Source organism: Parerythrobacter aurantius, from assembly GCF_045291475.1.
Lineage (GTDB): Bacteria > Pseudomonadota > Alphaproteobacteria > Sphingomonadales > Sphingomonadaceae > Parerythrobacter > Parerythrobacter aurantius.
On sequence record NZ_CP147985.1, the window covers coordinates 652,586 to 664,457 of the forward strand.

Annotated in this window: 15 protein-coding genes; 11 read left to right on the top strand and 4 right to left on the bottom strand. The window is 67.2% G+C overall.

Annotation, left to right across the window (positions count from 1 at the left end):
* Window positions 1–5: 5 nt before the first annotated feature.
* Genes WAB17_RS03280 through WAB17_RS03300 form a run of 5 tightly spaced genes read left to right on the top strand, consistent with a single transcriptional unit; the run spans window position 6 to window position 5,129 of the window.
* Window positions 6–1,337 carry a DUF58 domain-containing protein gene (locus tag WAB17_RS03280; protein WP_435418605.1) on the top strand — a complete coding sequence of 444 codons (1,332 nt, stop codon included), beginning with the start codon at window positions 6–8 and terminating at the stop codon, window positions 1,335–1,337.
* Window positions 1,334–2,398 carry a stage II sporulation protein M gene (locus WAB17_RS03285; protein ID WP_435418606.1) on the top strand — a complete coding sequence of 355 codons (1,065 nt, stop codon included), beginning with the start codon at window positions 1,334–1,336 and terminating at the stop codon, window positions 2,396–2,398. The genes WAB17_RS03280 and WAB17_RS03285 overlap by 4 nt, the downstream gene beginning before the upstream one ends.
* Window positions 2,395–3,282, top strand: a complete 888-nt coding sequence (locus WAB17_RS03290; RefSeq protein WP_435418607.1) for an RDD family protein — start codon at window positions 2,395–2,397, stop codon at window positions 3,280–3,282. The genes WAB17_RS03285 and WAB17_RS03290 overlap by 4 nt, the downstream gene beginning before the upstream one ends.
* 54 nt (window positions 3,283–3,336) lie before the next feature.
* Window positions 3,337–4,248: a fatty acid desaturase family protein gene (locus WAB17_RS03295; protein ID WP_435418608.1), complete on the top strand. Its 912-nt coding sequence runs from the start codon at window positions 3,337–3,339 to the stop codon at window positions 4,246–4,248.
* A complete protein-coding gene (locus WAB17_RS03300) occupies window positions 4,245–5,129 on the top strand; it encodes a fatty acid desaturase (RefSeq protein ID WP_435418609.1) in 885 nt (294 codons plus the stop codon). The genes WAB17_RS03295 and WAB17_RS03300 overlap by 4 nt, the downstream gene beginning before the upstream one ends.
* 3 nt (window positions 5,130–5,132) lie before the next feature.
* On the opposite strand, the gene WAB17_RS03305 is transcribed toward WAB17_RS03300, so the two are convergent.
* Window positions 5,133–6,182: an isoaspartyl peptidase/L-asparaginase family protein gene (locus WAB17_RS03305; protein ID WP_435418610.1), complete on the bottom strand. Its 1,050-nt coding sequence runs from the start codon at window positions 6,180–6,182 to the stop codon at window positions 5,133–5,135.
* 57 nt (window positions 6,183–6,239) lie between these two features.
* On the opposite strand from WAB17_RS03305, the gene WAB17_RS03310 reads away from it, so the two are divergent.
* Window positions 6,240–6,761 carry an N-acetyltransferase family protein gene (locus tag WAB17_RS03310; protein ID WP_435418611.1) on the top strand — a complete coding sequence of 174 codons (522 nt, stop codon included), beginning with the start codon at window positions 6,240–6,242 and terminating at the stop codon, window positions 6,759–6,761.
* A gap of 23 nt (window positions 6,762–6,784) precedes the next feature.
* On the top strand, window positions 6,785–7,756 hold the full coding sequence (locus WAB17_RS03315) for an SDR family NAD(P)-dependent oxidoreductase (RefSeq protein ID WP_435418612.1): 972 nt from the start codon (window positions 6,785–6,787) through the stop codon (window positions 7,754–7,756).
* Here WAB17_RS03315 and WAB17_RS03320 read toward each other — a convergent pair.
* The 3 genes from WAB17_RS03320 to bufA2 form a co-directional block, all read right to left on the bottom strand.
* A complete protein-coding gene (locus tag WAB17_RS03320) occupies window positions 7,746–8,516 on the bottom strand; it encodes an HvfC/BufC family peptide modification chaperone (protein WP_435418613.1) in 771 nt (256 codons plus the stop codon). The genes WAB17_RS03315 and WAB17_RS03320 overlap by 11 nt on opposite strands.
* Window positions 8,513–9,364, bottom strand: a complete 852-nt coding sequence (gene bufB, locus WAB17_RS03325; RefSeq protein WP_435418614.1) for an MNIO family bufferin maturase — start codon at window positions 9,362–9,364, stop codon at window positions 8,513–8,515. Before bufB ends, WAB17_RS03320 begins: the two co-directional genes overlap by 4 nt.
* A 78-nt stretch (window positions 9,365–9,442) precedes the next feature.
* Entirely contained in the window at window positions 9,443–9,730 is a 288-nt protein-coding gene (gene bufA2, locus WAB17_RS03330; RefSeq protein WP_435418615.1) for a BufA2 family periplasmic bufferin-type metallophore, read from the bottom strand.
* Between the two features lie 180 nt (window positions 9,731–9,910).
* Between bufA2 and WAB17_RS03335 the strand changes: the two genes are divergently transcribed.
* The 4 genes from WAB17_RS03335 to WAB17_RS03350 are packed head-to-tail and all read left to right on the top strand — an operon-like array spanning window position 9,911 to window position 11,871.
* Window positions 9,911–10,201: a BufA1 family periplasmic bufferin-type metallophore gene (locus WAB17_RS03335; RefSeq protein WP_435418616.1), complete on the top strand. Its 291-nt coding sequence runs from the start codon at window positions 9,911–9,913 to the stop codon at window positions 10,199–10,201.
* Between the two features lie 21 nt (window positions 10,202–10,222).
* Window positions 10,223–10,672 (top strand): DoxX family protein, encoded by a 450-nt coding sequence (locus WAB17_RS03340; protein ID WP_435418617.1) that lies wholly within the window; start codon window positions 10,223–10,225, stop codon window positions 10,670–10,672.
* A 24-nt stretch (window positions 10,673–10,696) separates the two neighbouring features.
* Window positions 10,697–11,227: a sigma-70 family RNA polymerase sigma factor gene (locus WAB17_RS03345; protein WP_435418618.1), complete on the top strand. Its 531-nt coding sequence runs from the start codon at window positions 10,697–10,699 to the stop codon at window positions 11,225–11,227.
* A 2-nt stretch (window positions 11,228–11,229) separates the two neighbouring features.
* Window positions 11,230–11,871: an NrsF family protein gene (locus WAB17_RS03350; RefSeq protein WP_435418619.1), complete on the top strand. Its 642-nt coding sequence runs from the start codon at window positions 11,230–11,232 to the stop codon at window positions 11,869–11,871.
* The last annotated feature ends 1 nt before the right edge of the window (window position 11,872 follow it).

Below are 11,872 nucleotides of genomic sequence, written 5' to 3' on the forward strand. Positions count from 1 at the left end.
CGCCGATGATGCAGCGGGTTCTCCTCGTGCCAACGGCCCGGGCGGCGTGGCTGGCTGCGCTGGCGGCACCGGCTGGCCTGCTGGTGGCCGTCATGGCGCCGCAGGCGTGGTTGTCCGTGCCCGTTGCCGCAGGTCTTCTGCTGGCGTTCGTCATGGTCGACGGATTGCTGGCAGGGCGGCTGGCCGGGCACCGCAGCCATGTTCCTGCCGATAGCGAGGTCGGGCAACCGGTATCGCTGTCCGTTCTCGCGGAATTCGCCGGCGGCACGCCCCGCCAGGTGGAGGCAGCGTGGCAATGCGACCCGCGGCTCGCCCCGGGCGGACGTGCCTCGGTTCGCCTCGAACCCGGGGAAGCACGGGTCTGGCACGGCAGCACCGGGCTCGTGCCGACACGGCGGGGCACGGGTGCCGTTTCGCGCCTGTGGCTCCAGTGGCAGGGCCCGCTCGGGCTCGGCGCACGCCAGGCGTCCTTCGCGCTGGACAGCGAGGTGCGGGTCTGGCCCGACCTGTCGCCGATCCGGTCGCGGACCCTGGAGACCTATCTGCGCAACAGCGAAATCGGGATGATCGCCCGCCGTCAGCGCGGCCAGGGGACGCAGTTCGAAGCGCTGGCCGAATACGACGCCGGGATGGACCGGCGCCGGATCGACTGGAAGGCGAGCGCGCGCCACACCCGCCTGCTGGCGCGCGAGAACGAGAGCGAGCGCAACAACCAGATCGTCTTCGCCTTCGATTGCGGCAAGGCCATGTGCGAGCCGCTCGACGGCGTGCCCCGTATCGACCGGGCGGTGACGGCCGCCCTGACCGCTGCCTATGTCGCCCTCAAAGGAGCCGACCGGGCGATGCTGTTCGGTTTCGCCCGGCGCCCCGAGGTCATCACCCCCTTCATCGGCGAGACCCGCGCCTTCAGCCGCTTGCAGGAGGCGGCGGCCGGCCTCGACTATCGTGCGGAGGAGCCCAATTTCACTCTCGGCCTCGCGACCCTGTCGGCCAGACTTCGGCGGCGTTCGCTGATCGTCCTGTTCTCCGAATTCACCGACCCGACCAGTGCCGAGATGATGATCGAGAGCATCGGGCGACTGGTGTCCAAGCACGTGGTCGTTTTCGTGACCTTCGAAGATACTGAACTGGAGCGCCTGCTGGCTGCCGAGCCCGACAGCATCGCCGCCGTCGCCGGCGCAGTGACGGCGCAAAGCCTCGCCCGGCAGCGGCAACTGGTCCATGAACGGCTGCGGCACATGGGAGTGGACATCATCGAGGCGCCTTACGACCAGCTGGGATTTGCCGTGATCGACAGGTACTTGCGGATCCGGCGCAGCGAGGCGATCGCAGGATGAAGGCCCCCGGCATCCTCGGCATGTTCTCCGACAAGGAAGTGATCGCGCCGCCCGACATCGAAGCCGCGGCCCTGCGTTCCGACAGGTTCCGGCTGGCCCGCGAAGGCGACTGGCGGCGGCTCGAATCGATCGTCGCGCGGCTGGAAAAGGGCCGGCTGAGGAGCATCGGCGACGACGATATCGCCGCCCTGCCGGTGCTGTACCGCACCGCCGCCTCCAGCCTCGCCGTCGCGCGCGAGACATCGCTCGACAAGGCCACGCTGACCTATCTCGAAAGCCTGGTGCAGCGCGCCTGGTACCAGGTCTACGGGCCGCGGCGCGGCTTGGTTTCCTGGCTGCGGCAGTTCCTCGCCGGCGGCTGGGGCCGCGCGGTGCGCGAACTTTGGCTCGACATATGCATCGCGCTTGCGGTCATGGTCGCGGGCACCCTCGCCGGCTGGCTGTTGGTCGCGCGCGACCAGGACTGGTACTACGCCCTCGTACCCACCGGCATGGCCGACACGCGCACACCCGGCGCGAGCCGCGAAGCCCTGCTGGAGACGCTGAAGGTCGAGAACGAAACCGGCGGCCTGTCGCAATTCGCGGCCTACCTGTTCTACAACAACGCCACCGTATCCATCATGGTGTTCGCGCTGGGCTTTGCCTTCGGGATCCCCAGCCTGATGCTGCTGGTGCACAACATGGCGCTGCTCGGCGCCATGCTCTGGCTTTATCATTCGGTCGGCCTGCTACCGGATTTCCTCGCCTGGCTGGCTGTCCACGGCACGACGGAACTGAGCGCGATCCTGCTCGCGGGCGCGGCAGGGCTGCACGTCGGGCGGCAGATGGCGTTTCCGGGGCAGCGCGGGATACTCGAGGCGGCTTCGTCGGCGGGTCGCCGGGCAGGGGTCATCATGGTCGGCGTCGTCATCATGCTGATATTCGCCGCCCTGCTGGAAGCCTTTCCCCGCCAGCTTGCCGACGGCGCCACGCGGGCGACCATCGGTGTCGCCATGGCTTTCCTGTGGCTCTTCTACTTTACGCTGTCCGGCCGCCGGGATCCGCGGAAGGTCGCGCCATGAGCCTCGCCCTTCCCGCCTCCACCGCCAAGCGGCAGCGCGAACTGGTGACGCCGGAGGGCATCGGCCTGCCGATCACCATCGCATCGCGCGGCGCGCGCTTCGTCGCGCTGGTGGTGGACTACCTGATCATCTTCGTATCGTTGTTCGCGCTCGTTCTGGGCACGCTCTACACCATCGGCAGTTTTCAGGCGCTGGAGAACGCGACCACCCAGGTGGGCGAATTCCTGGTGGTGCTGTTCCTGCTGACCCTGTTCGCCCTGTGGAACGGCTATTTCATGTATTTCGAAATGGGGCCGCGCGGGGCGACGCCCGGCAAACGGCTGATGCACATCCGTGTCTCGTCGCGCGATGGCGGACGGCTTACGCCCGAAGCCGTGGTGGCCCGGAACCTGCTGCGCCAGATCGAGATCTTCATGCCGCTGTCGTTCCTCGACGTGGCGAAAAGCGGGGATGGCGGCGCAGGCGGCTATGCCGCGGCCATCTGGTTCCTCGTCTTCATGCTGTTTCCCTTCTTCAACCGCGATGCGCTGCGTGCCGGCGACGTTATCGCCGGGACCTGGGTGCTGGAAGCGCCGCGCATCAAGCTGGCAGAGGCCATGTCGGTCGACGGGAACGGGGTCACCACCCCCGACTACAGGTTCGGGGAGGCGGAACTGTCCGTCTATGGCGAACACGAGCTGAAAACGCTCGAGGATGTGCTGCGGCGCGGCGACCCGCAGGCAATGGCGACCGTGCAGCAGGCGATCTGCCGCAAGATCGGCTGGGAAGGCGGTGCCGGGCACGAACGGGAATTCCTCGAAGCCTTCTACCGTTCGCTGCGGGCCCGGCTCGAAGGCGACATGCGCTTCGGCAAGCGCAAGCGCGACAAATTCGATGCCGGGTAGGTCGCAGCCTGCAACCGAATTGCGGGCGGCGGTTCGATGCCGTATGTTCGCGGCATGAAGCAGGCCCCGCAGATCAACGACTATTTGAGCCGCGAGGAGATTGCCGCCTTCTCCGAGAGATCGGACCTACGCGCCTTTGTCACGCTGGGGAGCCAAGTGGCCCTGTTCGTCGCCGCTTTTGCGCTCGCGATCCTGTGGCCCAACCCGCTGACCACCGTGCTGGCCGTCCTGCTGCTGGGCGGCCGCATCCAGGCCTGGGGCGTACTGGCGCACGACTGCGCGCACGGGGCGTTTTTCCGCACGCCGTGGCTCAACCAGTTCGTCGGCCGCTGGGTCGTCGGCGCGGCGGGGCATGTGCCGCTGGAGGCCTATCGCCGCTACCACCTCGAGCATCACCGCCATGCCGGGACGCCCGACGATCCCGACAAGTGGATGGTGAAGAACTACCCGATCAGCCGCGCCTCGCTCAAACGCAAGTTCGCCCGCGACCTGACCGGGCGGACCGGGTTCCGCGACCTGGTGCGCGAAGTGAAGGGTTTCGACCTTTCCGCCAATGGGCCGACCGTGCTGTTCCATCTCGTCCTTGCCGGAATGCTGGCGGCGCTGGGCGCGGCATGGGCCTATTTGCTCTACTGGCCGGCGCGATTGTTCGTCTATCCGGCGATCCACCGGCTGCGGCAGATTTCGGAGCATGGCGTGGTGCCCGACCGCGATGTGCTCGACGCGCGGCTCAATACCGGCACGACCATCCCGCGCTGGTGGGAACGGCTGTTCGTCAGCCCGTGCAATGTGAACTACCATCTGGAGCATCACATCTTCGCCGCCGTGCCGCCCTATCGCCTGCCCGCGCTGCACCGCACACTGGCGGAGCGGGGGTATTACGAGGGGCACGACTGCATCACCCGCGGCTTTGCCGAAGTGCTGCGGAAGGCCACAAAGCCCGATCCGGCACCGGTCGCCGCATGAACGCCCACGCCCCCATCCTGCCTGCCGACCTGTCGCAGCTGTCGAGCGCCGAGCTGACGCGGCTCGAACGCCAGATCGCGCGCAAGTATTCGGGCAAGGTTCCGTGGGAGACCGTCGTCTGGGGCCTCGCCATCCCGCCACTGTGGATCGCGAACTTCCTGCTGGCGCTGAACGGGATGATCTCGCTGTGGCTCGGCTTCGTGCTGTCGACCGTGCTGCTGATGTACACCTATGCGCCCAACCACGATGCGCAGCATCACATCATCGGGCGGCCGGGAACGAAGTGGCACGGGCTCAACGAATTCCTCGGCCACTGGACCAGCTGGCTGCTGGTGCTGCCGTTCGAAACGCTGCGCACGACGCATCTCGACCACCATCGCCATACCAATGATGAGCATCTCGACAGCGACATCACTACCCATGCCGACACGGCGCTGGGCGCGGTTTGGGAATCGGTCAAGCAGCGCCAGCCCAACGGCAAGCGGGCACAGGACTATCGCGCAAGCCTGGAGCGTGCGGGCCGCATGGACCTCGTCGCCACCACCGCCGCCTACAAGCTGGCGTTTTTCCTCTGCCTGTTCCTGCTGGCGCACTGGGGCTACGCGATCGAGGCCTTCCTGCTGTGGTGGCTGCCCTACCAGCTGGCGATGACCTATATCATCTTCTTCCTAAGCTGGGCCCCGCACAGCCCGGGGCTGATGAAGGGCAAGTATCGCGACACCAAGAGCTGGAAGTCGGTGCTGGGCGATCCGCTGTCGATGTGGATGGGCTACCACGTGGTGCACCACCTGCACCCCTATATCCCGCTGCTGAAGACAGGGCCGGCCTACCGCGAAATGCGCCCGATCCTCGAGGCTCGCGGCGTCCGGCTGGGAATGTAGTCGCTATTCGTCGGCGTAGATTGCGACTTCGTTGACCCCATCGCTGGTCGCACGGCCGCGGTACATGCCTGCGGAATTCATGCTGAAGACCGCCGGTCCGAAGGGCGAGACCACGATCACCCCGCCGCTGCCGCCCAGCACCTCGACATCGGCCATCACCGCATCGGCGACTGCCTGGACCTCGCTGGCTGACAAAGGCTCGCCGAGCGCTTTCTTGGGGCTGCTTTCCCAGGCAAACCGCAGGCCGAGGCAGATCGAGCGGGCGACCCCGGCACGGATGAAATACTCGCCGTCGCCGGTGGCCGAGACCGCGCAGTCGCGGTTGTCGGCATAGGTGCCCGCACCGATGATCGGGGCATCGCCGATCCGGCCCCAGCGCTTGCCGGTCATCCCGCCGGTGGAGGTCGCCGCCGCGACATCGCCCTTGGTATCGAGCGCCACCGCGCCCACGGTGCCGAAGCGGAATTCCGCTTCCAGCACCGACATCTTCTGCGACTTCACCGCCTCCAGCGCCTTGCGCCGCGGCTCGGTGGCGAAATAGGACGGGTCGACCAGTTCCAGCCCCTTGTCGGCGGCAAATTCCTCGGCGCCCTCGCCGCTAAGGAACACGTGCCGCCCGTCCTTCATCACTTCCAGCGCCAGTAGGATCGGGTTCTTGACGGTCTTCACCCCGGTCACGGCACCCGCCGCACGGCTGCGCCCTTCCATGATCGCGGCGTCGAGCTCGTTCTCGCCATTCCAGGTGAAAACCGCCCCCTTGCCCGCATTGAACTTCGGATCGTCCTCCAGGATCACGACGGCTGCGGTGACCGCCTCCATCGCCGTGCCGCCGTTGGCGAGGATGGCCGACCCGGCGTCGAGCGCCTTCTGGAGCGCGGCGCGATAGGCCGCGTCCTGTTCGGGCGTCATGTTGGCACGTTCGATCGTGCCCGCCCCGCCGTGGATGGCGAAGGACCAGCGGGGTTCCATGGCAGGCGTCTCCTCCTGCGCCGAAGCGGCGACGGACAGGGCAAGGCCGATCAGGCCGGCGGCGATGATGCGGAGCTTGGTCATGCACCAGGCATAGCATGCGATTGCGCAGTCGCCAGTGGGCATTGTAGAGCGGCCGCCATGATCCTGCGCGCTGCCACCCCTGCCGATGTGCCCGCCCTCTCGAAACTCGGCCGCGAAAGCTTCGTCGCCGCTTTCGGGCACCTGTATTCGCAGGAGAACCTCGACGCCTTTCTCGAGATGGTGTTTTCCGAGGACGCCGTGCGCGGCGAGATCGAGGGCGACGAGTGCACCCACTGCTTCGCCGACGACGGGAATCGCCTGCTCGGCTACGTCAAGCTGCGCTACCCCAGCTGGTACGCGGACGATTCCCCTACGGACATGCAAAACCCTATCGCCTTGGGCCAGCTGTACACCCAGCCCGACCTGACCGGACAGGGCATCGGCGCGGCGTTGATGGAATGGGCCATTGCCGAGGCACGCGCGCGGGGCCATGATGCGATCCAGCTTTCGGTCTGGGCCGAGAACTTCGGCGGCCAGCGCTTCTACCAGCGCTACGGCTTTGCCAAGGTGGCCGACATCGACTTCTGGGTCGGCGACCACCGCGACGAGGAATTCCTCTACGAGCTGGCGCTCGACTGAGGCTACCCGAGGGGAGAGAGACCATGGCCGAATTCGGAGCAACCACCACCGCCGACGAAGTGCTCGAAGGCAAGGACCTCAGCGGCAAGACCGCCTTCATCACCGGCGGCTATTCGGGTCTGGGACAGGAGACCGCCCGTGCCATGGCCGCCCGCGGCGCGCATGTGGTGATCGCCGGGCGCGACCTTGCGAAAGCCGAGGCTGCCGCTGCGGAACTGCGCGATACGGTCGAGGGCGCACAGGTCGATGCCATCGCCTGCGACCTCGCCTCGCTCGCCTCGGTCCGCGCCTGCGGCGAGGAAGCGCGCGGGCGGTTCGACAAGATCGACCTCCTCATCAACAACGCCGGGGTCATGGCCTGTCCGCAAGGCACAACCGCCGACGGCTTCGAAACACAGTTCGGCACCAATCACCTCGGCCATTTCCAGCTTACCAGCGAACTGATGCCGCTGGTCGAGAAAGCGGCCGCCGGGGGCAGCGATGCACGCATCGTCAACCTGTCCAGCCGGGCCCATTTCATGGACCGGGTGCATCTCGACGATCCCAATTTCGAGCGCCGCGACTACAACAGCTGGCTCAGCTACGGCCAGTCGAAGACTGCCAATGTGCTCTTCACCGTGGGCCTGCAGGACCGCTTCGGAGGCAAGGGCATCACCGCCGTGGCAGTCCATCCGGGCGGCATCCAGACCAACCTCGGTCGGCACATGACCGACGAGGACCGCGCCTTCATGCGCAGCCGCATGAAGGCCGCCACCGACGAGGAAATGCTCGCCGCCTTCAAGACCATTCCGCAGGGTGCGGCGACGACATGCTTCGCCGCCACCGATCCCGGACTGAAGGGCAAGGGCGGGGTGTACTGCGAGGATTGCCATGTCGCCCCGGTGGACGACGAAAGCCCGGTCGCCGGGGTGCGCTCCTACGCGCTCGACCCGGAAACCGCCGACGCGCTGTGGTCGCTCTCCGAAGAAATGGTCGGCGACAGATTTACCGCCTGAGAGCGGCGATCAGCCCGTCTTGAAGCCACTCGCCCAGCAGCGCACCGGCTCGGGCGACGCCCTCGTCCGGCCCGAGCCGCCCGGCCAGCAGGGCGCAGATGTCGCCGAAGGTGTCGCCCGCACGGCCCAATGCCAGCGCTTCGCTGGCGAGTCCGTCGACCAGCCGGAAGGTCGGCCGGAATTCCTCGCGCCAGACCAGCATGGTGTGGGGGGCGGCAAGCCCGATATCGGGTGCCACGAAATCCTCGCTACCCAGTGCATTCCACAAACCGCCGACATCGTGGCCGACCTCGATCGTCCGCAGTGCCGGCAGGAAATCGAACCGCAGGCTCTCCCAGTCGGCATCGCCCAGCGTCACTGTCTGCGCGGCGAAATCGCTCGCGGTCAGTCCTGCGCAGTCGGCCGAGACGAAAACCCGGTGCATGGCCCACTCGAGCGCGGCCAGCTCGGCAACCTCGGGATCGGCGGCGAACAGTTCGGCCAGCGTGGCGTCGAAGCCCTCGCCTGCATCGTCGAGGGTCCAGCTGCACGGCGGGTTGAGGATCAAGTGATGCGCGGCCGCGCGGCGGAAACTTTCCTCGCCAACCCAGCGCTGTGTCCTCTCGAAGGTCGCGGCGATGGCTTCCACCAGCGCCGAGCGGTAGTTGTTGCGGTAGATATCGAGCCCTGCCGCATGGCGCGCGGTCCAGTTGGCAGGCAGCGCCGCATCCTCGTCATGGATAGCGGCCATGAAGGCCTGCTGACGCGCGGCGAGGGTCATGCCGCGACCTGGCGGCTGTGCGCGGCCAGCGCGCGGGCGCGACCGAGCTCGGCGAGCAGTTCGGCCAAGGGCGGGATCCGGTCGTCACGCTCGATCATCGTCGCTACCGGCCCGAGCCGATCCATGGCGTAGGCATAGAGATCCCACACCTCATCGCACACCTCGCGGTCATGCGTGTCGATGACGATCTCGCCGCCCGCCTCTTCCTTGGGAGTATGGCCCGCAAGGTGGATTTGCCGCACCCGGTCGAGCGGCAGGCCATCGACATAGGTCCGCGCGTCGAACCCGTGGTTGCAGGCGCTGACATAGATATTGTTGAGGTCGAGCAGGAGGTAGCAGCCCGTCCGCCGCGCCATCGTAGCAATGAACTCCCACTCGCTCATTTCGTCTTCGGGGAAAGTGAGATAGCTCGACGGGTTCTCGAACAGCATCGCCCGGCCGAGTGCCGTTTGCGCACGGTGGATATTGTCGCACACCACCTCCAGCGCCTCTTGCGTATAGGGGATGGGCAGCAGGTCATGGCTGTTGTGCGCGCTGGTGCGGGTCCAGCACAAATGGTCGGACACCCACAGCGGCTCGATGCGCTGAGCCAGCGCACGCAGCCTGGCGAGGTACCCAGCGTCCAGCCCGTGAGCCGATCCGATCGACATGGAAACGCCGTGCAGGATCACCGGATGCCTCGCGCGGATCCGCTCGAGCGTTGCCAGCGGACGGCCGCCCTCGACCATGAAATTCTCGGAAATCACCTCGACGAAATCGACCGGGACATCGCCTTCGAAGAAGTCGGCATAATGGTCGCGGCGCAGGCCGAGGCCGAAACCTGGGAAAGGGGCGATACTGGCGCTCATGGCATCCTGTCTCGGGGGAAAGTGGCGAGGTCCGTCGCGGCTGTCCATGACGACGCGCCGGACCCCGCCGGGCGTCGATCAGGCGCCGATGTCGCCGATCGTGCCGCCCTTGCTGAGGCACTCGCCGGCCTTCATCGCCTTGAAGCCGTGGCCCTTGCAGGCGTTCTGGCCCTTGCAGGCGTTTTCGGCGGTCGCGCAGTCGGCATTGCCCTTGCAGCTGTGGACGCCGTAGCAATGGACGGTATCGTTCGCACCGATGGCGGCACCCTTGCTGCCGGCGGGCGGGTCGGCGGCGAAGGCGCCGGCAGACGAAAGCGCCATCATGGCGGCAGCGGCGGCAAAGGCGGTCTTGGGGGAAACGGTCATCTGAGCTCTCCTGATGGGATCATTGCCTCTCGGGCATGGCGAGCTTCGGCGCAGTGGGCGGGGCGGTTACAGCCCGAAAAAATTCAGGCCCGCTGTAACGTCCCGACGGACCAGGGCGAAACGCCAGCCAGCCCCGCAGCGATGCAGGGCGCCTTCAAGTCCCCCAGATTGGAGCCTGACATGACCAATTCGAACCTCGCCCGCGCTGCCGGCCTCGTCTTCACCGCCGGGATCGCCGCCGGTTTCGCCGCCACCCCCGCTGCGAATGCCCAGAGCAAGCCGGCGATGGAAAAGTGCTACGGCGTCGCCAAGGCCGGCCAGAACGATTGCGCCGCCGGGCCGGGCACCAGCTGCGCCGGCACTTCGACCAAGGATTACCAGGGCAATGCCTGGAAGCTGGTCAAGAAGGGCACCTGCGTGAAGATGGAGACGCCCAAGGGCAAGGGCTCGCTCACTCCGATCCAGCGCTGATCGGACTGCCGGAGCACCGCAATGCAGCGCGTCCTTTCAACCTACGACCGGGTCGTACAGTGGCTGTCGGGCCGCTGGGTCGAAAGCGGCGCGCTGCTGCTGACCCGCCTGGCGCTGGCGGGCGTCTTCTGGCGTTCGGGCCGGACCAAGGTCGTCGAAGGCAGCTGGCTGACCATCGACGAGACGCAGTACTTCCTGTTCGAGGAATTCGGCTTGCCGCTGTCTCCCGAAATCATGGTGCCGGTAACGACCTTCGCCGAGTTCGCGCTGCCGATCCTCGTCGCGCTCGGGCTGATGACGCGCTTCGCCGCGCTCGCGCTGCTGGGGATGACGCTGGTGATCCAGCTGTTCATCTTCCCGGAGGCCTGGTGGCCGACCCACAGCCTGTGGGCGGCGATGGCGCTGGTGCTGGTCAGCCGCGGCGGGGGCCAGTTCTCGCTCGATGCGGTGCTGGCGCGCGCGCGCAACTAGGCTAGGGATCGCGGGAGAGGGACAGTGATCGCGGACGAAACCACGCTGGCGCAGTTGATGCGGCAATCGCAGGCAGGCGACAGGCGCGCCTATACGGTGATGCTCGACGAATGCTCCGGCTGGCTGCAACGCTACTTCCGCCGCCGGGTGCCGCCGCACCAGATAGACGATTTGGTGCAGGACGTCCTGCTGGCGCTGCATCACAAGCGCGACAGCTGGGATGCCAGCCGGGCCTTCCTGCCCTGGCTGGCGGCCATCGCCCGCTATCGCTGGGTCGATCATTTGCGCAAGGTCTACCGCAGCGAGACGGAGCAGCTGGAAGAGCGGGACGCTGCCGAAGACAGCAGCGAGGAAGCGGTCCTCGCGCGGCTCAGCCTCGACAGGCTGTTCGTCGAACTGCCGGCGGGTCAGGCCCAGGCCATCGAGCTGGTCAAGATCGAGGGGCTCTCGATCGCCGAGGCCAGCGTGAAAACCGGCCAGAGCGAAAGCCTGGTCAAAGTGAATATCCATCGCGGGCTAAGAAAGCTCGCGACCCTTATCGAAAAGGCAGAATAGCAATGAACCGGTCCACCAAGGCGCTGATCGACCAGCTCGCCGAAGACCTCACCCCCGTCCGGCCGATGCGGCCGCGTGGCGGCCGAGCTCTGGTCGCGCTTGCCGGTGCGGCGACACTGGCCGCAGTCTGGCTGGTGGCAGGGTTCTGGTCCGGTCCGGTGGCAGGCGGGGCGCAGCCGTTCTTCTTCGTGACAAACGGGCTCTTGCTGCTGGTCGCAATGGCTGCGAGCGGCGCTGCCGTGGCGCTTGCCAACCCCGCGGTCGGCAACCGCCACGACGCCCCCGCATGGACCGCGGCCATGCTGGCCATCCTGCCGCTGACGGCCGTGGTGATCGCCATCGTCGGCGGGCACGGTCCGGCTCGCCTGGTCGATAGCCACAGCATCGCCTGCCTGACCTCTGCGGCGGCGGCGTCGGCGCTTACCTTCGTCGCTCTGGCCTATTGGCTGAAGCGCGGCGCGCCAGTCTCGACCGGCAGCGCGGGCCTCTATGCCGGGATGGCCGCCGGTGCCACCGGCTCCTTCGCCTACGGCCTGTCCTGCCCGATCGACACAGTGGCGCATCTGGGCATCTGGCATGTGCTGCCGGTGGCCCTGTGCGCCGCACTCGGCCGGGCGATCCTGCCCCGGCTTGTCCGCTGGTAGG

Coding starts and splice junctions, on each gene's coding strand:
- WAB17_RS03280 (WP_435418605.1), top strand. CDS start 6: ATGATGCAGCGGGTTCTCCTCGTGCCAACGGCCCGGGCGGCGTGGCTG.
- WAB17_RS03285 (WP_435418606.1), top strand. CDS start 1,334: ATGAAGGCCCCCGGCATCCTCGGCATGTTCTCCGACAAGGAAGTGATC.
- WAB17_RS03290 (WP_435418607.1), top strand. CDS start 2,395: ATGAGCCTCGCCCTTCCCGCCTCCACCGCCAAGCGGCAGCGCGAACTG.
- WAB17_RS03295 (WP_435418608.1), top strand. CDS start 3,337: ATGAAGCAGGCCCCGCAGATCAACGACTATTTGAGCCGCGAGGAGATT.
- WAB17_RS03300 (WP_435418609.1), top strand. CDS start 4,245: ATGAACGCCCACGCCCCCATCCTGCCTGCCGACCTGTCGCAGCTGTCG.
- WAB17_RS03305 (WP_435418610.1), bottom strand. CDS start 6,182: ATGACCAAGCTCCGCATCATCGCCGCCGGCCTGATCGGCCTTGCCCTG.
- WAB17_RS03310 (WP_435418611.1), top strand. CDS start 6,240: ATGATCCTGCGCGCTGCCACCCCTGCCGATGTGCCCGCCCTCTCGAAA.
- WAB17_RS03315 (WP_435418612.1), top strand. CDS start 6,785: ATGGCCGAATTCGGAGCAACCACCACCGCCGACGAAGTGCTCGAAGGC.
- WAB17_RS03320 (WP_435418613.1), bottom strand. CDS start 8,516: ATGACCCTCGCCGCGCGTCAGCAGGCCTTCATGGCCGCTATCCATGAC.
- bufB (WP_435418614.1), bottom strand. CDS start 9,364: ATGAGCGCCAGTATCGCCCCTTTCCCAGGTTTCGGCCTCGGCCTGCGC.
- bufA2 (WP_435418615.1), bottom strand. CDS start 9,730: ATGACCGTTTCCCCCAAGACCGCCTTTGCCGCCGCTGCCGCCATGATG.
- WAB17_RS03335 (WP_435418616.1), top strand. CDS start 9,911: ATGACCAATTCGAACCTCGCCCGCGCTGCCGGCCTCGTCTTCACCGCC.
- WAB17_RS03340 (WP_435418617.1), top strand. CDS start 10,223: ATGCAGCGCGTCCTTTCAACCTACGACCGGGTCGTACAGTGGCTGTCG.
- WAB17_RS03350 (WP_435418619.1), top strand. CDS start 11,230: ATGAACCGGTCCACCAAGGCGCTGATCGACCAGCTCGCCGAAGACCTC.